At 62.7% G+C, this 24,962-nt stretch carries 20 protein-coding genes; 8 read left to right on the top strand and 12 right to left on the bottom strand.

Going from position 1 to position 24,962, the window contains the following annotated elements; all coding sequences use genetic code 11:
* Window positions 1–80: 80 nt before the first annotated feature.
* Window positions 81–467 (top strand): hypothetical protein, encoded by a 387-nt coding sequence (locus V6L75_RS05005; RefSeq protein WP_334250409.1) that lies wholly within the window; start codon window positions 81–83, stop codon window positions 465–467.
* Window positions 468–838: 371 nt separating this feature from the next.
* On the opposite strand, the gene V6L75_RS05010 is transcribed toward V6L75_RS05005, so the two are convergent.
* Entirely contained in the window at window positions 839–1,420 is a 582-nt protein-coding gene (locus V6L75_RS05010; RefSeq protein ID WP_334250410.1) for a transglutaminase-like cysteine peptidase, read from the bottom strand.
* Window positions 1,421–1,741: 321 nt separating this feature from the next.
* Between V6L75_RS05010 and V6L75_RS05015 the strand changes: the two genes are divergently transcribed.
* The 3 genes from V6L75_RS05015 (at window position 1,742) to V6L75_RS05025 (ending at window position 4,331) form a co-directional block, all read left to right on the top strand.
* Window positions 1,742–2,017, top strand: a complete 276-nt coding sequence (locus V6L75_RS05015) for a hypothetical protein (protein WP_334250411.1) — start codon at window positions 1,742–1,744, stop codon at window positions 2,015–2,017.
* A gap of 112 nt (window positions 2,018–2,129) precedes the next feature.
* Entirely contained in the window at window positions 2,130–3,005 is an 876-nt protein-coding gene (gene cysQ / locus V6L75_RS05020) for a 3'(2'),5'-bisphosphate nucleotidase CysQ (protein ID WP_334250412.1), read from the top strand.
* Between the two features lie 18 nt (window positions 3,006–3,023).
* The gene (locus V6L75_RS05025) at window positions 3,024–4,331 is read left to right on the top strand and encodes a UDP-glucose dehydrogenase family protein (RefSeq protein ID WP_334250413.1); all 1,308 of its coding nucleotides are present in this window, start codon (window positions 3,024–3,026) and stop codon (window positions 4,329–4,331) included.
* Between the two features lie 75 nt (window positions 4,332–4,406).
* Here the strand turns inward: V6L75_RS05025 and V6L75_RS05030 are convergent, their stop codons facing one another.
* From V6L75_RS05030 to V6L75_RS05040, 3 genes are all read right to left on the bottom strand, one after another.
* Window positions 4,407–5,501: an OmpA family protein gene (locus tag V6L75_RS05030; RefSeq protein ID WP_334250414.1), complete on the bottom strand. Its 1,095-nt coding sequence runs from the start codon at window positions 5,499–5,501 to the stop codon at window positions 4,407–4,409.
* Between the two features lie 81 nt (window positions 5,502–5,582).
* Window positions 5,583–6,068: a YbaK/EbsC family protein gene (locus tag V6L75_RS05035; RefSeq protein ID WP_334250415.1), complete on the bottom strand. Its 486-nt coding sequence runs from the start codon at window positions 6,066–6,068 to the stop codon at window positions 5,583–5,585.
* 221 nt (window positions 6,069–6,289) lie between these two features.
* Entirely contained in the window at window positions 6,290–7,438 is a 1,149-nt protein-coding gene (locus V6L75_RS05040; RefSeq protein ID WP_334250416.1) for an NAD(P)/FAD-dependent oxidoreductase, read from the bottom strand.
* Between the two features lie 137 nt (window positions 7,439–7,575).
* Here V6L75_RS05040 and mnmC2 point away from each other — a divergent pair, with 137 nt between their 5' ends.
* The gene (mnmC2, locus tag V6L75_RS05045; RefSeq protein WP_334250417.1) at window positions 7,576–8,334 is read left to right on the top strand and encodes a tRNA (5-methylaminomethyl-2-thiouridine)(34)-methyltransferase MnmC2; all 759 of its coding nucleotides are present in this window, start codon (window positions 7,576–7,578) and stop codon (window positions 8,332–8,334) included.
* Between the two features lie 5 nt (window positions 8,335–8,339).
* Here the strand turns inward: mnmC2 and V6L75_RS05050 are convergent, their stop codons facing one another.
* The 4 genes from V6L75_RS05050 to V6L75_RS05065 all read right to left on the bottom strand — a co-directional run bounded on the left by V6L75_RS05050 (window position 8,340) and on the right by V6L75_RS05065 (window position 14,511).
* On the bottom strand, window positions 8,340–9,749 hold the full coding sequence (locus tag V6L75_RS05050) for an autotransporter outer membrane beta-barrel domain-containing protein (protein WP_334250418.1): 1,410 nt from the start codon (window positions 9,747–9,749) through the stop codon (window positions 8,340–8,342).
* Window positions 9,750–10,089: 340 nt separating this feature from the next.
* Complete coding sequence (locus V6L75_RS05055; protein WP_334250419.1) at window positions 10,090–10,848, bottom strand: SDR family oxidoreductase; 759 nt, start codon at window positions 10,846–10,848, stop codon at window positions 10,090–10,092.
* A gap of 129 nt (window positions 10,849–10,977) precedes the next feature.
* Window positions 10,978–13,488: a cation:proton antiporter gene (locus tag V6L75_RS05060; RefSeq protein WP_334250420.1), complete on the bottom strand. Its 2,511-nt coding sequence runs from the start codon at window positions 13,486–13,488 to the stop codon at window positions 10,978–10,980.
* An 81-nt stretch (window positions 13,489–13,569) separates the two neighbouring features.
* A complete protein-coding gene (locus tag V6L75_RS05065; RefSeq protein ID WP_334250421.1) occupies window positions 13,570–14,511 on the bottom strand; it encodes a DMT family transporter in 942 nt (313 codons plus the stop codon).
* 338 nt (window positions 14,512–14,849) lie between these two features.
* Here V6L75_RS05065 and V6L75_RS05070 point away from each other — a divergent pair, with 338 nt between their 5' ends.
* Entirely contained in the window at window positions 14,850–17,012 is a 2,163-nt protein-coding gene (locus tag V6L75_RS05070; protein ID WP_334250422.1) for a malate synthase G, read from the top strand.
* A gap of 636 nt (window positions 17,013–17,648) precedes the next feature.
* Window positions 17,649–18,395, top strand: a complete 747-nt coding sequence (locus tag V6L75_RS05075; RefSeq protein WP_123193821.1) for a YoaK family protein — start codon at window positions 17,649–17,651, stop codon at window positions 18,393–18,395.
* A 45-nt stretch (window positions 18,396–18,440) separates the two neighbouring features.
* Here the strand turns inward: V6L75_RS05075 and V6L75_RS05080 are convergent, their stop codons facing one another.
* Window positions 18,441–19,829, bottom strand: coding sequence for a dipeptidase (locus tag V6L75_RS05080; RefSeq protein WP_334250423.1), 1,389 nt, complete (start codon window positions 19,827–19,829; stop codon window positions 18,441–18,443).
* 239 nt (window positions 19,830–20,068) lie between these two features.
* Between V6L75_RS05080 and V6L75_RS05085 the strand changes: the two genes are divergently transcribed.
* Entirely contained in the window at window positions 20,069–21,454 is a 1,386-nt protein-coding gene (locus V6L75_RS05085) for a multicopper oxidase family protein (protein WP_334250424.1), read from the top strand.
* 12 nt (window positions 21,455–21,466) lie between these two features.
* Here the strand turns inward: V6L75_RS05085 and panC are convergent, their stop codons facing one another.
* The 3 genes from panC to V6L75_RS05100 all read right to left on the bottom strand — a co-directional run bounded on the left by panC (window position 21,467) and on the right by V6L75_RS05100 (window position 24,865).
* Entirely contained in the window at window positions 21,467–22,321 is an 855-nt protein-coding gene (gene panC / locus V6L75_RS05090) for a pantoate--beta-alanine ligase (protein ID WP_334250425.1), read from the bottom strand.
* Window positions 22,318–23,157, bottom strand: a complete 840-nt coding sequence (panB, locus tag V6L75_RS05095; protein WP_334250426.1) for a 3-methyl-2-oxobutanoate hydroxymethyltransferase — start codon at window positions 23,155–23,157, stop codon at window positions 22,318–22,320. The genes panC and panB overlap by 4 nt, the downstream gene beginning before the upstream one ends.
* Before the next feature lie 148 nt (window positions 23,158–23,305).
* Window positions 23,306–24,865, bottom strand: a complete 1,560-nt coding sequence (locus tag V6L75_RS05100) for a helicase HerA-like domain-containing protein (RefSeq protein ID WP_334250427.1) — start codon at window positions 24,863–24,865, stop codon at window positions 23,306–23,308.
* Between the last annotated feature and the right edge of the window lie 97 nt (window positions 24,866–24,962).

The following is a 24,962-nucleotide window of genomic DNA, read 5'->3' on the forward strand; positions in this document are numbered from 1 at the left end:
CATACAGGAAATTGAGAGATGCCCGACGTTACGGCATGCGCGTTTTTGCGTGATTAAATTTATAGTTTAGGAGACACGATATGGCTCTTTTCAAGCTGATCCGTATGGGCGTAGCTGCCGCGATGATCGCAGGCGTTTCTGCCCCCGCATTTTCTCAGGCGCAGACTGTCGAAACCGCCGTCGCCGGTTGCGCTTCCGGTGGTGATTGCGCAGCTCTGGTGCGCGCTGTTCTCGCTAACGTTCCTGCTGCCCGGCGTGCCGCAGTGATCGCGGATCTGGCTGCCCAGCTTGCCGAAATTCCGGGTGCCGGTGCCAATGTGGCTGCCGGGATCGAAGCTGCAGCCGAGTTCAGCGCTGATGCCAACCAGCGCGAGCAGCTCGCAAACCTTGCTGACACTGTCTCCAGCAACACTGGTGGCGGCAATCAGAACACCATCGATACCGAGACGGCTGCCAGCGGCGGCTAATACCGGCGTATTCTTGCTGTTGCAGTGCCGAGAGGCGTTGAAACTGGCAAAAAAAGTTTCATTTCCCGCAAGGCGCGCCGGCATTGGCGCGCCTTGTTTTATATGGCTTATCTGCTTTACGCCCAGCACCTGCTTTTTGAGAGGCTGAACAAAGGCCAGATGCGCCTCTGATGATGAGGCTGACCAGTCCAAGGAGACCTGCCAGAGGCGGGGGCATTGAAGTTGACGGCTACAAGAGGCGCCCCTGATGTAAATCAGGGACGAGCTCATGTCGGAGCGTCTTGGGCTGCAGGCTTACGCGGCAGGAAAGTCTTGAGATACGGTGTGATACGAATGCCGCAGGGGCACTCATGTTGTGTTCCTGGCCGGGCTCAGAGCCGTTCCCAAGTGCTGGGGTCTGACGAGGCAATGGCAAGCCAGCGGTAGTTGGTCTGCTCGCGTGTGACAACTTCGTCCTTCGTATTGTCCAGGACGAGGTCCCCCTTGCTGGTGCGAACCACAAGAACCGCGTGACCTTCCCCCTTGCGGGTCTTGACAACGGCCATGCGCAGGGCGCCTGCCGGAATGCCCATGCGGATGAGCTGGCTGCGCTTGGTCAGGGCAAAGTCTTCGCAGTCGCCGGCTGCTCCACCAATCTTCCAGATCTCACGTTCGTCTTGCTTCCACTTCATGGAGCGGTTCACGGACAGATTGACCCGGCGCACCTTGGCTGCAAGTCCGGCGGTGTAGGGAACTGAGGAAGCTCCCTTCGTCTTGCGGCATTCCTTGCTATTGCGCAGACAAAAGACCTGATAGGCGAGCGGTGCACGTGCCGTATTTTTCGGTTCGGCGCGCGAGATTTCGGGGTCGCCAAGCGTACGGGCACCGCCAAACCAACTGGCCTGTGCAGGTTGATATGCGAGTGCACTGAGCAAAAGCGATGTCGCTGCCGCTGCAAGTACTTTCTTGAACATGACCGTTTTCCCATTTTTAATGGAGGAAGCTGCTGCCGCCGAGGGGAGACCTTACGGCGCGGAGCTTTCCCTTGATCCTGTTCCAGTGATACAGCGTCTCCTACTGAGGCCATTTTAAATGGATCTGGACAATTTTATCGAAGTGCACTTTTTCTGGCGCTTGAAGAGAAATGCTGCGGGACAGTAGTGCAGCTGCGGAAGTTCAAGCCTTGTTAATGATTGCCAGTCTATGAATCAAATTACTCAAATGCCGTGGATCTCCATTGGGCAGGAGTGCCTCTGGAGATTGGCATCGGCAGTCGACCCGGTGTGGAGTATGCGATGACTGGAACCCTTGTTCTGAGCCTCTTCGGTGGTGGGATCTATTGTGTCATCGCTGGCTTTTTTCTGACCTTCTCCTTCGCCGAGCTCATTGAAACCCGCAATTCTTCCCGCTTTTCTGCCGCACTCGCCGTGGTTTCGGCGCTATTTTGGCCCGTTGCGCTTGCCGTTGCGACATTGGCCGCACTGATGATGCGGCCAAAGGCTGGCCCCGTCCTTCGTCCGCAGGCCCGCACAAGTGCTGCAAGCCAGCCCGCAGAACGTCTCGCTGCCTGAGCAGTGCCTGGGAAGTCGCTGATTTCACTCGCACCTTCTGCCGCCAATTTCTGCTCGCACTTCATTGTTTTCCTCTGTATGAGAAGAGCAGTGCAAAGCGTGGGGATCTTGGGTGACAAAGCTTGGCCAAATGGCTGCAGCGGGCGAAGCTGCCATTGATTGCAAGCCGTTGATCAGCCTCGCGCTGGAAGCTGGCCGCGCCATCCTTGAGATCTATACCGGTGCCCACGGAGCTGCCGAAAAAAAGGACGGCTCGCCCGTTACCCTGGCTGACCAAGCTGCTGAGACGGTTATTCTCAAGGGGCTCGCCACATTCTTTCCGGACATACCGGTTATCGCGGAAGAGGCGGTTTCTGCCGGGTATGTGCCAGCTGCAGCCAGCTGCTATTTTCTCGTTGATCCACTTGATGGAACCCGGGAGTTCATCAGCCGCAACGGCGAATTCACAGTCAATATTGCGCTGATTGACCGGGGCATTCCGGTGGCTGGTGTCGTCTATGCTCCCGCATCAGGTGAAATCTACTGGACCAGTGGTGTGGATGCCCGCATGTCCTGGGTCAGATCTGACGCGCTTGAGGCGGGGGAAGGCGTGCCGGTCCATGTCCGTCCTGCGCCGGAGAGCGGCTTGACGGTGCTGGCCAGCCGTTCCCATGCCTGCGCGCATACGAAACAGTTGATTGAGCAACTGCCTGTCGCGGACGTTACATCCGCAGGATCTTCACTGAAATTGTGCTTGGTGGCCGCAGGGCGTGCGGATGTCTATCCGCGCCTCTCGCCGACCATGCAATGGGATATTGCTGCCGGGCATGCGGTTCTGCGTGCAGCCGGCGGACGGGTTTTGTCGCTGACCCCGGGCGGGGCAGAGGCCACGGAACTCGCGTACCACGCTCCCGCCTCCCGGGATGGCAGTGGGCTCGAGAATTCCGCTTTCATCGCGATCGGCGATCCGGAGCTTGCTCCGGTGGTTCTGAAAGCAAGCAATATTTGAGTAAATGAGGTTATCGCCATGCGCGTGACAATGATTGGTACTGGTTACGTCGGGCTTGTGTCCGGCACCTGCTTTGCGGATTTTGGTCACACCGTCATTTGCGTCGACAAGGACGCCAGCAAGATCGAAGCCCTGAACAAGGGGCAGATCCCCATCTATGAGCCTGGCCTGGCTGAACTGGTGGCCAAGAATGTGCGCGAAGAGCGTCTGTCCTTCACCACCGACGCGGCTGAAGCCATTGCCAGCGCGGATGCGGTGTTCATTGCCGTGGGCACGCCGTCGCGCCGTGGCGACGGGCATGCTGATCTGAGCTACGTCTATGGTGCGGCCGAAGAGATCGCTGCCGCCATCAAGGATTTCACGGTCGTGGTGACCAAGTCCACCGTGCCGGTCGGCACCGGCGACGAGGTGGAAGACATCATCCGCCGGGTCAATCCGGCAGCTGATTTTGCCGTTGTCTCCAACCCAGAGTTCCTGCGCGAAGGTGCGGCCATTGAGGACTTCAAGCGTCCGGACCGCATTGTTGTCGGCACGGATGACCAGCGCGCCGTGCAGGTGATGCGCGAATTGTACCGCCCGCTCTATCTCAACGAGACGCCGATCCTGGTGACGCGCCGCCGCACGTCAGAGCTGATCAAATATGCCGCCAACGCGTTCCTCGCTGTGAAGATCACCTTCATCAACGAGATGGCCGACCTTTGCGAGAAGGTGGGAGCGAACGTTCAGGAAGTGTCGCGTGGTATCGGCCTCGACAACCGCATTGGCTCCAAGTTCCTGCATGCAGGCCCCGGCTACGGTGGCTCCTGCTTCCCGAAGGACACGCTGGCCCTGTCCAAGATCGGCCATGAGGCCGGGTCTCCGGTGCAGATCGTCGATACGGTGATCAAGGTCAACGATGACCGCAAGCTGGCGATGGCCGACAAGGTGATCCGTCATCTCGGCGGCGACATTGCCGGAAAGACGATCGCCGTGCTTGGCCTTGCCTTCAAGCCGAACACCGATGACATGCGCGAAGCACCGTCCATCCCGATCGTGAAGCGCCTGCAGGAAGCCGGTGCCACAATCCGCGCCTTCGATCCGGTGAGCATGCACGAGGCATCCAAGTCGATGGCGGACGTGATGTTCTGCGACGGCCCATATCATGCGGTCGAGAATGCGGATGCAGTGGTGATCATCACCGAATGGGACCAGTTCCGTGCGCTGGATCTCACCCGTCTGAAGTCGATCATGCGGGCGCCGAATGTCGTTGATCTGCGAAACATCTACCGCATGGAAGACATGACCCAGCGCGGCTTCAACTACGTCAGCGTGGGCCGCAGCTACTGAGATCTGGCGTCAGCCTGACACAGCAATGCCCCGGTGATGAGCCGGGGCATTTTTCATTTCGCGGGAGAACTGGTCTCAGTTTCCGTCCACGACTTCCACAGTAACGCGGCGGTTGAGGACGCCCTTGCGGCCAAAGCGGCGGGTTTCTCCACCGGATACAACGGTGATGCTGTCTGCGCTGACGCCCTGGGCCTTGAGGAAATCTGCAACAGCATCTGCACGCACATTGGCAAGGGCTTCGTTCATTTTGCGCGGACCTGCGACGGAGCTGAAGCCGGTGACTTCCAGTTTGCAGCCCTCCTTCGCAGCCGCCTCGGCCAGAGCCTTCAACTGCGGCAGAGCATCAGCGGGAAGATCCGAGCGATTGAGCGGGAAACCGGAAACGCCGAGCGTCTTCGGTGCGCATTTTGCTTTCGGGCTGGGGGTTGCCGTGTTGGTCGAGGCCTTTGACTTTGGCGCATTCGGCACTTTTTCCGGCGCAGCTGGTGTTGTGGCATCTGTCTGAGAGCCGGCCGCGGGAGACGCCTCTTGCGCAGGCTCTGCGGCTAGCGCTGACGGGGACGTTCCGGCCTGAGGGGCGGCAGGGGCAGCTGCGGCAGATTGCGGCGCACCCGCACTTGATGTGGCCTGCATGGCTGCGGGGAGCCAGCCGGTTGCAGGGGGCGCAATCACGGCAATGCTGGAATTGTTGCCAAGCCGGGCACCGCGCGGTCCGGTGGCGTTGTCTTTGGGCTGAGCCTTGTCGAGGACCTTCATGTCCCCGGAGGCGACCTTCACGTCGCCAACTTGTGCGGAAATCACATAAAGATTGCGGTCGAGCCCGCTACCCGCGCCGCCCCATTTGTCATTGGTGAAGTGGACGGAGAAAGGCTGGTTCTTCTCAAGATCGGCAGAATCGACAGTGACGGTGACTGACTTTTGATGGTCCTGCCAGTCCGTCAGCTTGGAGAGCGGTCCGTCTGTGGATGTATCGATTGCGTTTTCAACAGTGCCCTTGGCTATTTCCTGGTCACCATATCTGATTTCGTAGGCGGGCGGGCCGTCAAATGCCTCGCCAGACAGAGTGAATGTAACGTTGATGCTCCCGGCACTTGCCGGAAAAACGGTCATGGAAACGCCGGCAAGTGAGATGGCGGCGAGCCGGGCAAGAGAATAACGGGTTGAAATCATCTGGTCCGCTCCGCGAATAGAAATCTGGAGCGGCATTAAGGCCAGAGAATGCGGCGGCAAGATGAAGCTGCAGGACGGCGTTCAGGCGTCCTGCGTGGCGGCTTCCGGCTCGCGGCAGACATCCACCCAGATGGCATCCGTCAGCTCGGCCATGCGCTCCGGCGTGATGCAGACCGCAGCATTGACGGCGCCGGCAGCCGGAAAGACCACATCGAAGGCCTTCAGTGACACGTCGCAGTGGACCTTCAGAGGGCGGGCAAGGCCGAAGGGACAGACGCCGCCAACCGGGTGGCCAGTGATCTCTTCCACCACATCCAGGCCAAGCATCTTCACCTTGCTGCCGAATGTGGCCTTGGCCTTCTTGTTGTCGAGGCGGGCATCGCCGCGTGTGACCAGAAGGATCGTCTCATCGCCGGCGGCGATGGAGAGCGTCTTGGCGATCTGCGCCGGTTCAACGCCAAGGGCTGCGGCAGCTTCCAGCACGGTGGCGGTGCTGGCGTCCTTCACCATCACCTCGATGTCCGGTGCCTTGCTGGCAAAGAAGGCGCGTACGCTTTCAAGGCTCATAGTCTTCCCCTGCAACTTTGGTGACGGTTTGCGTACCGAACCGTTCGGTTCGTTTCAGGGAGAGTAATAAACCGCCGCCGGGCTGTCCAGCCCTTCGCCTCACATGTGCAGTGTCCCGGCGTCCTTAGGAATGGAAGCCTTTGTTGAGCAAGCAGCGCCGTCCGGAGGCTTGGCTCCAGGGGCAGATGGAGGCCGGAATGTCAGCAGGAACAACTGTGCGGTTAGGCAAAGTGGGCGCTGGCGCGGAAGGTCGGGGGCAGGGGGTGCTCAGGCTCCTTGCCGGCAAGCTCGGCGGCAAGCGCCGCCCCCACGAGGTGGGCGATGCCAAAGCTGATCTTGAAGCCTCCGGTGGCGGCAAAGATCCGGTTGAAGCCGGGAATGCGGCCCACAAGGGGATCACGGCCAAACGGCTTTGGCCGCACTCCGGCCCAGGTCTCCACAAGCTCGCGGCCCGCAAGGGCCGGGCAGAAGCGGATGGCGCGGGCGAGCAGGGCCGCGGCGGGGCCCGGCTCCGCTTCGGTGTCCGTGCGGCCGGCAATCGCGGTGCTGCCGATGGCGACGGTGCCGTCCCCATGGGGCACAACGTAGAGGCCGTCGCAGTAGACGGCGGGCATGGTGGAGAGCTCCGGGGCGGCCAAGCGCAGGGCCTGTCCCTTCTCGCCTTCGCCAAGAGGCTTGCCGGTCAGCGCCTCCAGCACGGCAAAGCTGGAAAAGCCCTGCGCCAGAACGACGGCCCCGGCGCTCAGCACCTGGCCATCCGCGAGGGTGACGGAAGGGGCGCTGCCACTGACTCTGGCAACGGGCGCACCGGTGATGAGGCGTCCGCGCGCGGAAAAGGCTTGCGCCAGCGCCTGAAGGTAGCGGCGCGGGCTGATGCGCGCGGCCAGAGTCTCGCGGACAACGCCAAAGGGGGCAGCCTCGGGGGCAAGCCAGGCAGCGTGGTTCCCCGCCTCCTCGATCTCGTAGGCAAAGCCGGTAGCAGGGGTGTTCCAGTGCGTCCGCGCCTCAGCCGCCCGGGCGTTGTGGTGCGCGAGAAGATCCGCCGTGGTGATGGGAAGAACCCGGCCGCAGCGGCGGTAGCCGGTCTCAAGGCCCGTCTCGCCCTCAAGCCGGGCAATGTGCCCCTCAAGACCGGCAAGGGCCTCAAACTGAAAGGCCTTCTTGGCGTTCCAGCGGGCGGGCATATGCGGCATCAGCGCGCCAAGAACGCCCCCACTGGCGCCTGACCCCACCTGAGCTGCTTCCACCAGCGTGACCGACAGACCGGCCTCTGCCGCAGCCCGTGCGGTGGAGAGGCCGAAGACACCAGCGCCGATGACCAGAACATCCGGTGCCCCCTGAAGGATGGCGGGGCTGGGCTGCTGGGTCATGCGGGGCGTCCTTGGCTTGGGCTGATGGCGCGGGCAGAAGGATGGATTGGCTTTGACATCTCATCCGGAGTTGATGCAAGCCAATGCAACTGTCACGAACCGATCAGTAGCGCATGACACAGGCAGGGCAAGAGGATTTGAGTGCTGAATTGCCGCAGGCAGGCACAGCGCCGGAGCTGGAATGGCTGGAAGACGGGGTGCCCCGTGCCGGGAGCTTCGGCGACACCTATTTCTCCCGCGCAGGAGGTTTGGCGGAAACGGGCCATGTGTTCCACGCCGGAAATGGCCTGCCGCAGCGGATGGCGGGGCGGCAGAGCTTCAGCATCGGCGAGCTTGGCTTCGGTACGGGGCTCAATCTTCTGGCGACGCTGAAACTGATCCGGACACTGGAGGCGCCGCCGCAGCTGACCTTTCTGTCCTTCGAGGCCTATCCCATGACGCTGGCGCAGCTTGAGCGGGCGCATGCGGCCTTTCCGGAGGTGGCCGGGGAGGCGGCTCAACTGCGGGCGGCGCTTGCTGGCATGGCCTCAGAGGACAGTGCCCTGATACCGGGCTGGCATCTGGCGGCGATGGGCGGCGTAAGACTGTGGCTTGGGATTGGTGACGCGCGCAGCCTGCTGCCAGGACTTTCAGCAGAGCAGGGGCCGGACGGGCTGCTGTCTGCCCTGCCGGTGGACGCGTGGTTTCTCGACGGTTTTTCTCCCGCGAAGAACCCGGAGCTTTGGAGCCCGGAATTGATGAGGGCTGTCCATGGCCTGACGGCGGCAGGCGGCACCTTCGCCACCTATAGCGCTGCCGGATGGGTGCGGCGCAATCTTGAGGCGGCAGGCTTCGAGGTGGAGCGCATCAAGGGCTTTGCGGGCAAGCGGCAGATGATGCGGGGCATTCGGCGCTGAGCGCTTCAAAAGCCGATGGAGAGGCGCCCTGTGGCGCTCCAGCTTTGACTGCTGGCTCCAATGTCCGAGACCTGGCCGCCCAGATTGAGGCTGGCGCCCCGGCGGCCAGCAAAGTTGACACCGAGACTGGCACTGGTGAGGGCAGACCAGGTTCCGGCCACCATTGGCTCGGTATTGGGGTGGCGCAGGTCAAGGGCTTGCGAGTAACGCAGGTTGGCGTAGACGCCCGCATAAGGAGTGGCCTTGATATAAGGGGTAAGCGTCTGCGTGATACTGGCTTTCGCGCCCAGGGTCGTGCGCCCCAGAAACACGTCCATCGCCTCCATCGAGGTACCATTGCTGGCCGTGAAGCCGCCGTGCCTCTCGTAAGCGCCATAGAATCGAGCTTCCGGAGAGAGGGTAATGGGACCAAATGTCTGACGGCCTCTCAAGCCGGCGCCCAGAAGATAGCGTGAGCCGGAGAACTTGCCATCAATGCCATCAGAGCGGCCCTTGTACGTGAGGCCCGACCATGCGGCCATGGTGGTGAGCGTCAGTGCCGGCGTCAGCCGCCAGCCGGAATAGCTGCCAAGAGTGGTGCCTTCGCCGATCAGGCCGGACCTGGCGGAGGTGTAGCCGTAATCGAAGCGCTCGGACCCGGCCATGACGCCAAGGATCGTATCCGGTGCCATCCGGTACCCAACGCCCGACAGGGCATTGATCTGACTGCCGGTGCTTTCCGGGCCGCCACTCAGCCAACTGCCGCGCACGGTGGCCCAGGCTGTCCACGGGCGCTGTACCGGGACAGGCTGGCGGGTGGCGGCAAGCGCCAGCTTTTCGTCCAGCCGCAGCTTTCGGAAGAGTTTCCGGTTGCGTGCCGCATTCTCCTTGGCGGCGATGCCTTCGCCAAGGTTGAGGGTGATGTAGCCGGGGGCTGCCGCGAAGAATTTTCCCCCGCCGAAGCCGGTGCCGATGCTGCCACTCACCACATCGCTCATGGTGCTGGCCGAGGCCGCCAAGGCGGAAAGAGACGCCCGCCCCTGTGCCTGCCGGAAATTGCGGATGCTGGCTGCCTCCGGGCTGAGAGGTCCCGTTTCCCGGGATGGCACACAGGATGCGGTGACGGTGACCGTGCCGAAATAGAGCCCCTCCGTCCGGAACTGCAGTGTCAATGCACTGTTTGCCCCCTCGATGGTGCGGGTAATTGTCATTGCCCCTGCGGGGGCCGCAGATCTGGGCGTTTCGCCGGTTTCATACAGGGTGTAGCGATAGGGCGTGCTGCTGTCCGGTGTGAAGGTGATGGTCACGGTATCACCACTGCCGAAGCCGCTTGCCGTCCGCTCGATCTGATTTAGATTGCCGGACATGGCGTTGAAATGTCCGGCATTGATCTCGAGGCATCCCTGTGAGACGGCTTGCGCATTGGCCGGCATCATTCCTGCCTGCAACAGCATAGCAGCCGGAAGCAGACTGTACCGCATACGCCGGAAGCTGAAGAGCGGGTGATGCACGGGACCGGCTCCGCGAATTCCTAATCAAAAACAATGTCTCTGCCTTGCCGGAAACTGACAAAGCTGCACATTAAGTTAGGATGAACTGCCGGTTTGGTGTTTGTGTGGCGATTTTGCAGAAAAATTCTGAAAGTATTTTCGAGTTATATTATTATTTATTATTGGAATATTTTTTGCCATCTGAAAGATTTAATCTCAGGTCAGTTGCAAAATACAGACGCCGCCGGAAGGTCCGATGGCGTCTGCCTGAGATATTGAAAGAAAATCAGCCGCGGCCAATGAAGGGCATATTTGTGGCCATAACGGTCATGAACTGGACATTGGCTTCCAGCGGCAGGCTGGCCATGTGCAGCACGGAATTGGCGACATGGGCGACATCCATCACCGGTTCCGGGGCGATGGTGCCATTGGCCTGCGGCACGCCTTTCTGCATCACTTCCGTCATGTCCGAGGCGGCGTTGCCAATGTCGATCTGGCCGCAGGCGATGGAGAATGGGCGGCCATCCAGCGACAGGGTGCGGGTGAGGCCGGTGATAGCATGCTTGGACGCTGTGTAGGCGACTGAGCCCGGACGCGGCACAGCGGCAGAGATCGAGCCGTTGTTGATGATGCGCCCGCCCTGCGGCGACTGGCGGCGCATCATGCCGAAGGCGCCACGGGCAATGAGGAAAGCGCCGTAGACGTTCACGTCGAGCACCTTGCGGAAGTCCTCCGGCTTCATGTCGTCGATCAGCGTCGAGGGCAGGCTGATGCCGGCGTTGTTGAACACAACGTCCAGACGGCCGAACCGCTCGCCCAGACGGGCAAAGAGACCATCGGTGAAGCTCTCGGTGCTGACATCTCCGGCGAGGATCAGGGCCTTGTCAGCGGCTGCGCCCGAACGCGCGAGTGTGTCCGCCAGGGCATCCTCCCGGCGGCCGGTGAGAACCACATTCGCACCGGCCTTCAGGAAGGCAATGGCGGTGGCACGGCCAATGCCGGAGCTTGCGCCGGTGACGAGAACGGTCTTGCCGGTGAAATCCATGAAACATCTCCCATACGGCCACAGGCCTGTGCGGCCATGTTGTCTGACAACTCCGGCTGCAAGCTAGCCCGCGGGCCTGCCCTCCGGCAAGACCGGAAGGCGGCAAAAGTGTTCTGCAGCGGGGGAAAGCTATTCCGGCGTGGCAAGCGCTGCCGCATCTGCCTGGTTCATGCCAAGGCGGACCTGAGCCAGATGCTCCACGTGGGCGCGCAGATCGGCAGAGCGCTTCATCAACGCGCGGAAGTCTGTGGCGGAAAGCACCAGCAGATTGCAGTAGCCAAGGGCCACCACGTCGGCACTGCGCGGCTGGCCGGTCAGAAGGGCGATTTCGCCCACCACGTCACCACGTCCGACAGCATGAGTGCCGAAGGCCGTGCGCACCTCAGCTGCTCCCGATGAGATGAAATAGGCCGCATCACCCTTCTCGCCCTTGCGGATGATGTATTCGCCGGGCGTTGCAAAGCGCGGACGCATCAGGCGGACGATCTCCTCACGCTCGGCATCCTTCAGCCCGGAGAAGAACGGGTTCTGGGCAACGAGATCGCGGGTCTTCAGGCCAAGGTCCAGGCGCGGGCGGCCACCGCCTGTGGTGCGGCGCTGGGACAGCTCGTGCTTCAGATCGTTGTAAAGCTCGGTGCCGATCAGCGTCTGGGTATAGGCATCGGAGTAGGCCGCCTCTTCGAATCGCTCGCCTGTGCGGCGCAGGAAGTCCAGCTCCAGTGCATCGGCATAATCGGGATATTGCAGGCGCATGGCATCCAGTCCCTGCACGATGTCCTCACGGCGGATGTCGAGGGTTTCGTGCAGGATCGAGGCCACGCGGTCGCCAAGAAGCGGCTTGATGCGGTTGCTGTTGAACTCGATCAGCTCGTTCAGGACGATGCGGGTCAGCAGCAGCCGCTCGAAACGGTCGGCCACGAGGATGCGCAGCGGCAGGTCGATCTTCAGCCAGCGCTGCGTCCACTGGGCAAGGCGGAACAGCCTGCCGAAAGAGACGATCCGGCGGGCCGAGCGGTTGTATCCGGTACGGCCCTTGGTCCGCGCCTGATCGGCGATACGCCCGACAATGGCCAGATGGCTGGTGATGGTGCGGTTGGAGACGGTGCCCTCGCGGAAATGGCGCAGCACCAGAACCCGCTCGCGGTCGGCAAGGGCGATGAGACCCAGCAGCACCCGCTCACGGTCCATGATGTCTTCGGCAAAGGCATTGATTTCAGCCGCTTCCGCCGAGCGCGCCGCGTAGTCGTCACTGACCTTGCGGGCGATGGCATCGGAGATGGAATAGGCGTGCGCGGCCTCGTCCACCTCGTCCCGCACATCCGAAAGGGCAAGAGCCTGGAACTGGTGCCGCAGCGCCTGATCCAGCGGTGACAGGGTGTTGAGCTTCAGGATCTTGATCAGTGGCTTCAGCGTGGTGCCGTAGATCAGCAGGGTGAAGAGCACGAAGCTGGTCGCGAGAACGGCCACGAAACGCTGCACGTCATCCGGCAGGGTCCGGTGCTCGGTGATCGACAGCGCCAGGATCAGCGTCACCGCGCCGCGCATGCCGCCCCAGAGAATGACGGTCTTGTAGCGTGTATTGACCGGTTCGCTGAGTTTCATCATTTCCAGGAGCGGCATGATCCCGAAGATGACTACAGCGCGGGCGCCAAGCGCAGCAACGATGAGGACGACCAGCAGCAGGGCGTCCAGCATCCGGAAGCCTGTCAGCAGCTCGGGGATCAGGATCGAGGCGAGCACGAAGATGAGGGAACTGGCCCAGAAGGCAATCTGTTCCCACACATCATGCAGGTAGGACCAGGCGTCCGGCGTGATGCGGGCCGGGCCATAGAGATTGAAGACGATGCCGCTGGCGACCACGGCGACAACGGCCGAAACATCCGCCAGCTGCTCGCTGACCACGTAGACGAGATAGGGCAGGGCAACGGAGAAGGTGACCTGCGCCAGCTTGTTCTCCCGCATCATCGGCAGGAAGGCCACCGCTCCGCGCCCGACAACGAGGCCCAGAAGGATGCCGCCGATGAAGGACCGGAAAAAGGTGGCGACAGCCGCCATCGGTTCGGGGGTCTGCGCACCAGTCAGCATGCCCAGCAGAATAACGAAGAGCACGATAGCGGCGGCGTCATTCAGCAGGCTTTCGCCCTCAACGAGGCGTCCGAGGCGCCCGGGGGCGCCGATATCGCGGAAGATGGAGACAACGGCTACGGGGTCTGTGGTGGCAACAATGGCGCCCAGCAGCAGGCAGGCCACCAGGGAAACGCCCGCCAGCGGAAACAATGCAAAGCCGATGATCGCGGTGGCCACCAGCACGGCGATGACTGCCAGCAGCAGGATTGGAACCCAGTCTTCCAGGATTCGGCGCACATCCAGCGTCAGTGTCGTCTGAAACAGCAGAAGCGGCAGGAAAACGTAGAGCACCGTCTCGGAATCGATCGGTGGATCGACGAAGACATAGGCCAGCGCGTTGAATGCGTCGGTGCGCGGCGTGTAGAGCAGATAGGCCGCGAGTACGCCGATCATGGCCCCCACCGCGGCGATGAGAACGCTGGGCGCGAGGTCAAGCCGCCGCGCCAGGGGCTGCAGCAATGCGATGACAACAAGAAGGCTGGCGAAGGCCGCGATGACGACAGGAGTGTGCATGTGCCTATCTTGGCGTGCGATGTGGCAAAATGTGGTTAAAATTCTCTGCCAAGCTGTTTTGAGAGCAGTTTTTTTATGTGCTTAACCCTCGCCTGACGCAGAGGCGGCCTCCGGTGCCTTTCGCCGCTCGGACAGCCAGATGCCGGTGAACACCAGACCCAGCGCAAGGGCGTGGTAGAGGTGGAAAGGCTCGCTCAGGATCAGAACCGCCAGAATGGCGCCGAAGATGGGCACAAGATTGATGAAGATACCCGCCCGTGCCGGGCCGATCAGCTCCACGCCGCGCATGAAGAAAATCTGCGAGAGGAAAGACGGAAAGATGGCGATGAAAAGCACGATCAGCCAGCCCTTTGGTGTCGGCCAGAGAGCATCTCCCGCCATTACCTCGTAGATCACCGGAGGAATGGATGCCGCAGAGGAGATAAGCGCCATGACACCGAAGAAGATGGCGCCCGGCACGAGCGGACGGTTGCGCAGGGCGAGCGTGTAGCCTGCGTAAAAGACGCAGGCGATCAGCATGATGCCGTCGCCCAGGTTGATCTCCAGTGCCGCCAGATTGCTCAGATCGCCCTTGGCCGCCACCAGAGCGACGCCCGTCATCGTGACAAAGATGCCAGCCACTTGCAGAGCGGCCACCCGTGTGCCGAAAGCAATCATCGCCCCGACAAGCACAAGGGCAGGCATGGCGCCCTGAATGATGCCGAGATTGACCGCAGAGGTTGAATGGGCTGCAATGTAGAACAGCATGTTGAAGCCAACAAAGCCGAAGAGTGACATCAGCGTCAGATGCGGGAAATAGGGACGCATCTGCGGCCAATGCTGTGCGATGCCCTTGCGCATGGTCACAAGCACAATGCTGCCGACGATGGCCCACCGCAGGAATACGATGACCATCGGCGAAACTTCGCCAATTGCCATTTTGCCCGCCACCGAATTGCCGCCCCAGGCCAGTGTCGCCAGCATCAGCATGAGAACGGGACGGTCGTAGGCGCTCCGCAGGAGGCGTGAAAGCGGCTGGATCATGATGGCTCCATGACGGGCGCCCCAAAGGGAGGCTCCGGCGCCTGCAGGCGCTTCTGGCTGGGAGGTCGGACGTTGCGTGGTGTACCAGAAGACGTTGCACAGCTGATCCACCGCTGGCAAGCGGCCCCGCCTGAAAAATCCTCACGGCCTTGCGTCTGCATCCTGCGCTTCCAGCCCTCTCCTGAGGCAGCCAGCAGTATGATTTATTCCCTGAAGGAAAAGGTTATGTGGGATTTCGTTGGATTGACGCAAAGCCTGCTCGCGGAGAGAGTGCGGGCATGATGCGGCGGGATGTGCCGCAAGAGGTGTTTGCACAGGGCGGTTGCCGGGAGCTGGACATGACGGAACGGATTGAAATCGATGGCCTGAAGATTGCGCGCACGCTTCATGACTTCGTAAATGATCAGGCTCTGCCGGGCACCGGCGTCAGTCCGCAGGTGTTCTGGAGCGGCTTTGCGAAGATCGTGGCGGATCTGGCACCGGTGAACCGGCAGCTGCTGGAAAAGCGTGACAGGCTGCAGGCCGCCATTGATGCCTGGCACCGGGCCAATCCGGGTGTGCCGGACATGGAGGCCTACAAGGCCTTTTTGACGGAGCTTGGCTATCTGGTGCCGGAAGGCGCGGATTTTGCGGTCGGTACGCAGAATGTCGACCCGGAAATCGGCGAGGTCGCCGGGCCGCAGCTTGTGGTGCCGGTGATGAATGCGCGCTATGCGCTGAATGCCGCCAATGCCCGCTGGGGCTCGCTCTATGATGCGCTGTATGGCACCGATGCCATGGGCACACCGCCCGCAGGTGGCGGCTATGACGACGCGCGCGGGGCTGAGGTGATTGCCTATGCCCGCAAGGTGCTGGATGAGGCCGCACCTCTGGCCGAAGGCTCCTGGTCACAGGTGACCGGGCTTGCCGTTGAAGGCGGGGCGCTGGTCTGTTCGCTCATGTCCGGCAAGACCGGGCTTGCCGCGCCGGAGCAGTTCGCCGGTTACACGGGCGGTGCTCAGGACCCGGAGAAGGTGCTGCTGCGCCGCAATGGCCTGCATCTGGAAATCCTGCGGGACCGCACCCACCGGATCGGCGCCACCGACAAGGCGGGCATTGCCGATGTGGTGGTGGAGGCGGCGCTGTCCACCATCATGGACTGCGAGGATTCCGTTGCTGCAGTTGATGCGGAAGACAAGGTGACGGTCTATGCCAACTGGCTGGGCCTGATGAAGGGCGATCTGGAAGACACGTTCGAGAAGGGCGGGCGCCAGATGACCCGCCGCCTCAATGGCGACCGGACCTATCTGTCGCCGCGAGGAGACACCTTCACGCTGCATGGCCGCTCGCTGATGCTGGTGCGCAATGTCGGGCACCTGATGACCATCGATGCGGTGCTGGATGCAGACGGCAACGAGGTGCCGGAAGGCATTCTCGACGGCATGGTGACGGCGGCCATTGCGCTGCATGACATCGGGCCGAAGGGGCGGCGCGCCAACAGCCGGGCGGGCTCGGTCTATATCGTCAAGCCGAAGATGCACGGGCCGGAAGAGGTGGCCTTTGCCGATACGCTGTTTGCGCGCATCGAGGACGTGCTGGGCATGGCCCGCAACACGCTGAAGATGGGCATCATGGACGAGGAGCGCCGCACCACGGTGAACCTGAAGGAGTGCATCCGCGCCGCTAAGGACCGGGTGTTCTTCATCAACACCGGCTTCCTCGACCGTACAGGCGACGAGATGCACACCTCGATGGAAGCCGGGCCGATGATCCGCAAGGGCGACATGAAGGCCGCCGCATGGATCTCGGCCTATGAGGCAAACAATGTGGATGTGGGCCTTGCCTGCGGGTTGCCGGGCCATGCGCAGATCGGCAAGGGCATGTGGGCCATGCCGGACCTGATGAAGGCGATGATCGAGCAGAAGATCGGCCACCCGATGGCTGGTGCCAACACCGCCTGGGTGCCGTCGCCCACGGCAGCGGCGCTGCATGCGCTGCATTACCACAAGGTCAGCGTCGCCGCCCGCCAGCAGGAGCTGAAGAGCCGCCCGAAGGCGAAGCTGGAGGACATCCTCTCCATTCCGGTGGCCACATGGCCGAACTGGAGCGCGGAAGACATCCAGGCCGAGCTAGACAACAATGCCCAGGGCATCCTCGGCTATGTGGTGCGCTGGGTGGATCAGGGCATCGGCTGCTCCAAAGTGCCGGACATTCACAATGTCGGGCTGATGGAGGACCGGGCGACGCTGCGCATTTCCTCGCAGCATATCGCCAACTGGTTGCGCCATGGGGTCTGCTCCCGCGAACAGGTGATGGAGACCATGAAACGCATGGCTGCCGTGGTGGACCGGCAGAATGCCGGTGATCCGGCCTATCAGCCGATGGCCGCAGATTTCGACGGCTCCATCGCGTTCCAGGCGGCCTGCGATCTGGTGTTCAAGGGCGTTGAGCAGCCCAATGGCTATACCGAGCCGGTGCTTCACGCCCGCCGCCGCGAGGCCAAGGCCCGCCAGCGCGCCTGAGCATTCTGCTATTGAAAAAGAAGAGGCGCTGGCCCCTACGCCAGCGCCTTTTTCATTTCGGCGGGAGCTGTGTGTGCAGTGAAAACCTGCTTGATTCTCGATATTTGGCCGCTCAGACAGTGAGGATGTATAACGGTTGTGCCGTTTTGGGGCGTCTTTCAGTAGTTTCCGTGAACATCGTAAGACTTTGGTGGTGCTCATCTAGACAAGTTCACTTCGTCCCGCTCATTCAGCTTGAAAGCGCAATTGGACAAGCATACCTTGGCGTTAGTACAGAACGCATAACGCGCCCCATCGACACTGTACCACCGGTACGAGAAGAGCCAGAAGGCTCCCGGTGCCGGGCTCCGGTTGCAAGGCCTGCAGCCGGGGAGACAGACGAGAATGTGCTTGTTTCCAGTCCGATACAGGCTTTTGCCTGTTCTGGAGACTGGGGAGACTGCACTGACTGTCCGCCTTGGGCTGGTCAATTGTTTGAAGAAGGCAACCCTGCAGCTGCGGCAGCGGGGTTGCCGTTTTCTTTTGCGGACCCACCCGGTGTTTTGCCATCTGACGGGCATAGTGCCTTGCGTTCTGCTGCGCCCGCTGTAGCCTTGCCGCAAACGGGGTGTTGCGGATGGAAGCGGGGCTGTCACCATGCTGATTGCGGAAGGGCTTGCCCGCAACGAGCGGATCGATCTGGCGCTGGCCTGCTCGCTTGCCGCGATTTCTGGCGCGCTGAATGCGGCAGCTTTTTACGCTGTCGGCTTCTTCTCGGCCAACATGACGGGCAATGTCTCGCTGTTTTCCGACAAGGCGGCTGAGGGCAACTGGCTGCCGGCCCTGTTTTTCCTGACGATCGTCGTGGTGTTTATCGCCGGTGCCGCCGTGTCCGCGCTGATGATCAGCGCCGGGCGCCGCAGAGGCAATATCGGCATCTATGCCTACAGCATCTTCAGTGAGGCCGTTCTGCTGGCTGCGCTGGCGGCAGCTGACCTGTGGTTGCTGGCGGAATGGCGCAGCACGGTGCTGGTGCTGGGCCTTGCCTTCCTCATGGGGCTGCAGAATGCCACGGTGACCCGCATTTCCGATGCGCGGGTGCGCACGACGCATGTGTCAGGCATGGCGACGGATATCGGCATCGAGATCGGCGTTGCCGTTGATATTGCGCGCGGGCGCGATACGCAGACGGACGCGGCCCACAACATGGCCAAGCTGCGCCTGCATGGCGCGACGATCCTGTCGTTCCTCGCCGGAGGCGTGGCGGGCGTTCTCGTCTACCGGGAGATCGGGGCCGGGCTCTTGTTCATCTGCTCCGGCGCGCTCAGCCTCATTGCCACGCGGGCCATCTTCCACGTGCGCAAGCGCAGCCGCCAGAATGGCGCCTCGGGCGCCGGGGCCTGACCGCTCCGGAGCATTGTCCGGAACGGTCAGGCAGAAGGCGTCTGATCAGGCCTTGGCCAGTTCTTCCAGCACGCGGGCCCAGGAGCGGATGCCCTTGTGGAAGCTCTTCAGCTCGTATTTCTCATTCGGCGAATGGATCTGGTCGTCATCAAGACCAAAGCCGATGAGCATGCTGTCCATGCCGAGCATGCGCTTGAAGTCACCGACGATGGGAATGGAGCCGCCCATGCCGATGAGAGCTGCTTCCTTGCCCCATTCGGCCTTCAGCGCGGCCTGCCCCTTGGCAATGGCCGGCATGTCCGGGTTGAGGGAAATCGCCGGGCTGCCGTCCTTGGCGATGAAGTCCACGGTGCAGTCCGCCGGGACTTTGGAACGCACATAAGCACGGAAGGCTTCGCGCACCTTGTCCGGATCCTGATCGCCGACAAGGCGGAAGGTGAACTTGGCGTGGGCTTCCGCCGGGATCACCGTCTTGGAGCCGGGGCCCTGATAGCCGCCCCACATGCCGTTCACTTCGGCGGTCGGGCGGGTCCAGATGTGCTCCAGCGGCAGACGGCCCTTTTCGCCGCGCGGATACTTGAGGCCGATTTCGCCGAGGAATTCCTCCGCCGAGAAATCGAGCTTCGACCACATGGCCGCGAGGCTCTCCGGCAGATCATGCACGCCGTCATAGAAGCCGGGCAGGGTGATGCGGCCGTTCTCGTCATGCAGGCCCGCAATGATGCTGGCGACGATGTGGTTCGGGTTCTGTGCCGAGCCGCCGTAGCTGCCCGAGTGCAGGTCACGGGCGGCGGCCTTGACGATGACTTCGTCTCCCACCATGCCGCGCAGCATCAGGGCAATGGCAGGGGTGTCCCGGTCCCACATGCCCGTGTCGCAGACAAGGGCGAGGTCGCAGGAGAGTTCGTCATGGTTTGCTTCAAGGAAGGGATGCAGCGAAGGCGAACCGGATTCTTCCTCACCCTCGAACAGGATGGAGACATCCACCGGAAGATCGCCGGTTTCGGCGATATAGGCGCGGGCGGCTTCGACGAAGGTCATCAGCTGACCCTTGTCGTCGGCGGCGCCGCGCGCAACGATCATCTTCGAGCCATCGGCGCGGGCGACAATGCGCGGCTCGAACGGATCTGTTTCCCAAAGGTTCAGCGGATCGACCGGCTGCACGTCATAGTGACCGTAGAACAGCACATGCGGGCCGGGCTTGCCGGACTTGCGGTGGCCGACAACCATCGGATGGCCCGCCGTGTCGCGCACGCTTGCGGGAATGCCGATGCCGGTCAGCTCAGCCGCCAGCCACTCGGCCGCCTTGCGGCAATCGGCCTTGTAGGACGGGTCGGTGGAGATGCTGGGGATCTTGATAAGGTCGAAGAGGCGCGCAAGGGCGTTGTCGAGATCCGCGTCGATGCGGGCGAGAACCTTGTCGATCTGGCTCATGAAGAGGCTCCTGGGGTATGTCTGCCATCAAGGGGCAAAAGGGGGGGCAAAAGGCGGGGGGCGAAGGCATGGGACCTTGCTCCGGTTGCGCCACAATGGCGGCATCGGACCAGCGGGGCAAGTGTGCTGCGGACAAAGGACACAGTTGGCTGTGCCCTGCGTCAATCCGTTCCTTCCGGCCAAATTGCATCTGGCCGTGCCGGTGTTAGGATCGCCGGCACAAGCTGAAGGAAAAACTCATGTTCTCCATCTCCCGCCGCGAATTCCTGACCGGGACAGCCGCAAGCCTTGCGGCCTTCGGGGCGGGCGGTCTTGCCGCAAGCCGGGCAAAGGCTGCGGATTTCGTTCTGCCGATCCGCCCTTGCGAGCATGAATTGCGCCCCGGCATCGTTACCCGCGGCATGATGGGTTTCGGCGAGACGGGCCTGCCGCCGGTGCTGCGGCTGAAGCAGGGCCAGCCCTTCATTGTCGATGTGCAGAACCAGCTGGAAGAGGCTTCCGTGGTGCACTGGCATGGCCTGCGCATCGCCAATGCCATGGACGGCGTGCCTTATCTGACGCAGGACCCGATCGAGCCGGGACAGAGCTTCCGCTACGAGCTGACCGCGCCGGATGCGGGCACCTTCTGGTATCATCCGCATTGCAACACGCTGGAGCAGATGGGGCGCGGCCTCACGGGGGTGCTGATCGTGGAAGAGGCGGAAGACCCCGGCTTTGATCTCGATCTGCCGCTGAACCTGCGCGATTTCCGGCTCGGCAGCGACGGGCAGTTCATCGAGTTCTACAAGCTGCGCAATGCGGCCAGAGGCGGTACGCTGGGCACGGTCTCCACGGCAAACTGGCAGGAAGAGCCCGTCTATGAGGCCCCGGCGGGCGGGCTTGTGCGACTGCGCCTGATCATGACGGATGTAACGCGCGTTGGAACCTTTGCTGTTTCAGGCGGCGCGGCGAGGGTGATTGCGCTCGATTCCAACCCGCTGGCTTCACCGCTTTCCGCAGACAGCATTCTCCTTGCCCCCGGCCAGCGCGCTGATGTGGCGCTGCGCATGCCGGATGGGGAAGGGCAGGAGGTGCTGGTGACGCTGGCTAACCAGAAGGGGCCGCGTGTGATGGCCCGGCTGAAGGGGCAAGGGCAGAGCCTGAAGCGCAGCCTTGCGGAGCTGAAGCCACTGCCTGCCAATCCCGTTCCATTGCCGGATCTGGCTTCTGCGGAGACAATTGACTTCGTCTTCGGCTGGACGCCGGATGGCACCGCGCCGCAGCCCAGCATCTGCGGCACGCTGGGGCTGAACTTCTGGTCGATCAACCGCGTTGCCTGGCAGGGGGATACGCCGGGGCCGGTCGATCCGCTGGCGGTGCTGCGCAAGGGCAGGTCCTATGTGCTGCGCCTGCGCAACGAAACGCAGAACGACCACCCCATCCACCTGCACGGCCTCTCCTTCCAGCTGCTGCGCTCCAACAAGCGAGAGCTGCCGCCGCTGGTGACCGATACGGCGCTGCTGATGGCGCAGGAAACCATCGAGGTCGGCCTTGTGGCCGACAACCCCGGCAACTGGGCCTTCCATTGCCATGTCATCGAGCACCAGAAGACCGGACTGACGGGCTATATCGCCGTTGAGGGGTGACGACAGGGCAGCTCACCCCCTCGGCATCACCTCCACATTGTCGATCAGCCGCACGCCGTCGAGCCAGGCGGCAGCGAGGAGGCGGGCGGGGCGGTCGGCGCGGGACAGGGGCGTCAGGTCGCTTTCGGCGCGCAGTTCCAGATATTCAAGGTCGCCGAAGCCAGCAGCGGCAATGGCTGCGCGGGCATCCGCGAGAACGGGCTCTGCCGCGTCGCCGCCAGACAGGCGCTCTGCGGCGGCGAAGAGGACTGCGGGCAGGGCTGCTGCCGTGCTGCGAGCCTGCGCTGACAGGCGCACATTGCGGGAGGACATGGCCAGGCCATCCGCCTCGCGCACCGTGGGGCAGGGGACGATCTCCACCGGGATGTCGAGATCGCGCACCATGCGCTTGACCACTTGCAGCTGCTGGAAATCCTTCTCGCCGAAGAACGCAAGGTCAGCGCCGGTCTGCAGCAGAAGCTTGCTGACGACCGTTGCGACACCATCGAAGTGTCCCGGCCGGTGTGCGCCGCACAGACCTTCGCTGATGCCGCTGACGGAGACATTGGTGGCAAAGCCGTCGGGATAGATCTCTTCCACTTCCGGCGCATAGAGCACATGGGTGCCGAGCGGCGTGAGCTTGGCCGAATCGCTTTCGACCGTGCGCGGATAGGCGGCGAGATCCGCCGCGTTGTTGAACTGCTTCGGGTTGACGAAGAGGGTGACGATGACCCGGTCGGTGCGGGTGAGGGCGGTGCGCACAAGGCTGAGGTGGCCGTCGTGCAGCGCGCCCATGGTGGGCACCACGGCAATGGTCAGCCCCTCGCGCCGCCAGCCGGCAGTGCGGGCACGCAGGGCGGCAAGGCGGTTGATCGTCTCAAGGCTCATGCTTTTTCTCCCTTGGAGCGCGGCGCGTCAGCGAAGACATGTTCGGGGCCGGGAAACCTGCGGGCGCGCACCTCTTCGGCATAGGCAGCAACGGCAGCTTCCGCCGTGTGGCCCAGTTCGGCGTAGCGCTTGACGAAGCGCGGGCGGAAGGCGGTGAACATGCCGAGCATGTCGTCGACGACGAGAATCTGGCCGTCGCAATCCACCGAGGCGCCGATGCCGATGGTGGGAATGGCAAGCTCCTGCGTGATCTGGCGCGCGAGGCTGTCCGGCACTTTCTCGAGAACCACCGAAAAGGCGCCGGCCTGCATCACCGCGTGGGCATCGGCCAGGATACGTGCGGCATCTTCGCCCCGTCCTTGCACCTTGTAGCCGCCAAAAGCATTCACTGCCTGCGGCGTCAGGCCAATGTGGGCCATGACGGGAATGCCGCGCCGGGTGAGAAACGCGATGGTTTCCGCCATTGTCTCGCCGCCCTCAAGCTTGACCGCGCCTGCGCCCGTTTCGCGCATCAGCCGGGCGGCATTGCGGAAGGCCTGTTCCGGGCTTTCCTCATAGGAGCCGAAGGGCATGTCGATGACGAGCAGTGCCTTTTCGACGCCGCGCCGCACGGCCTGTCCATGCAGGATCATCATCTCCATGGTGACGCCGAGGGTTGAGGGCAGGCCATGCAGCACCATACCGACGCTGTCGCCCACCAGAACCACGTCACAGGCGGTGTCGGCAATGCGGGCGACGGGGGTGGTGTAGGCGGTGAGGCACACCAGTGGAGTGCCGCCCTTGCGGGCCTTGATCTCGGGCGGCGTCAGGCCGCTGACGAAAGCCGAAGAGCTCATGCAGTTCCTCCCAGAAGCCTGAAAGCGGAGGCTGCCAGATGGTCCAGGCGGGGCCGCCGCAGGCCGATGCGTTGCGCATGGCCTGCGTCATTGGCATATTTTCTTGCGCCTGCGAAGTGAATTGTGCGCTGCGGCGCTGAAGTCTGGCTCAGAAGCCCCGCTTCAGCGATCCCAGAACACCGCGCACGAGGGCCCGGCCCAGTGAGGAGCCAAGGCTGCGGGCGGCAGATTTCATGCCTGCCTCCAGCACGCTGTCACGCGATGAGGCCCGCTGGCGCCGCTGGGTCTGGCTGTCCTGCCGCGGCCTGTCATCGCGGCCGAAATCTGGCAGCTGAAAGCCGGTGCGCGTGCGGCGGACAGGCTCTTCCCCGTCATAGGCACCAGTGCGCAGATCCTCCTCGCGCTGGCGTTCCTCGACGCGGGCCTGGTCGCGGGCCCGTTCGGTGAGCATTTCATAGGCGGATTCCCGGTCGCGGGCGCGCTCGTACAAGCCGAAGAGGGGGCTGGACTGGATGCAGTCGCGCCGCTCCGCCGCGCTGATGGGGCCAAGGCGGGAGGAGGGCGGCCGGATGAGCGTGCGCTGCACGACAGAGGGCACACCCTTGCCTTCAAGCGTTGAGACTAAAGCCTCGCCAACGCCCAGTTCCATGATGACGCTGCTGGTATCAAGGTTCGGGTTGGGGCGGAAGGTTTCAGCCGCTGCCCGCACGGCCTTCTGCTCGCGCGGGGTGAAGGCCCGCAAGGCGTGCTGCACGCGGTTGCCAAGCTGGGCCAGCACCGTCTCGGGAACGTCCATCGGGTTCTGGGTGACGAAATACACGCCCACGCCCTTGGAGCGGATGAGGCGGACGACCTGTTCCACCTTTTGCAGCAAGGCCTTCGGAGCGCCTGTAAACAGCAGATGCGCCTCGTCGAAGAAGAACACCAGCTTCGGCTTTTCCGGATCGCCCACCTCGGGCAGCTCCTCGAACAGTTCCGACAGCATCCACAGCAGGAAGGTGGCATAGAGACGGGGCGAGTGCATCAGCCGGTCGGCAGCCAGAATGTTGATGGTGCCAAGCCCGTCGCGGCTCTGGCGGGCAAAGTCACGGATGTCGAGAGCCGGCTCACCAAAGAATGTGCCGGCGCCCTCGCGCTCCAGCACCAGCAGGGCGCGCTGAATGGCACCGACAGAGGCGGAAGAAACATTGCCGTAAATGCGCGACAGCTCTGGCGCCCGCTCGCCTACATGGGCGATCATGGCGCGCAGGTCCTTCAGATCCAGCAGCAGCAGGCCCTCGTCATCGGCCAGTTCAAAGGCGATGTTCAGCACGCCTTCCTGCGTTTCGTTGAGGTCCAGCATCCGGGCCAGGAGCAGAGGCCCGATCTCGGAAACGGTTGCCCTGAGCGGATGGCCCTGTTCGCCGAAGACATCCCAGAACACCGTGGGGAAGCCTTCAAACTCATAGCTGTCTGCGAAGCCGATGTCCTGCGCCCGCTTCAGCAGGAAGTCCTTGGGATCGCCCGGCATGGCAATCCCTGACAGATCGCCCTTCACGTCGGCGCAGAAGACCGGAACACCGGCCTTTGAGAAGCCTTCGGCGAGGATCTGCAATGTCACCGTTTTGCCGGTGCCTGTAGCACCGGTGATGAGGCCGTGCCGGTTGGCAAGCTTCAGGTTGAGCACTTCGTCCTTGCCGCTGCTGCCAATGAAAATGCTGTCCGTCACGTTTCCCGTTCCCTGGCGTCTGTCCGTCAGTGAGTTCTATCACCGCAAGTGGCCTGGTCCAGAGCCAAATCTGTCTCAGGAAAATGTTCCGGCACGG

Source organism: Pannonibacter anstelovis, assembly GCF_036881715.1.
Taxonomy (GTDB): Bacteria; Pseudomonadota; Alphaproteobacteria; order Rhizobiales; family Stappiaceae; genus Pannonibacter; species Pannonibacter anstelovis.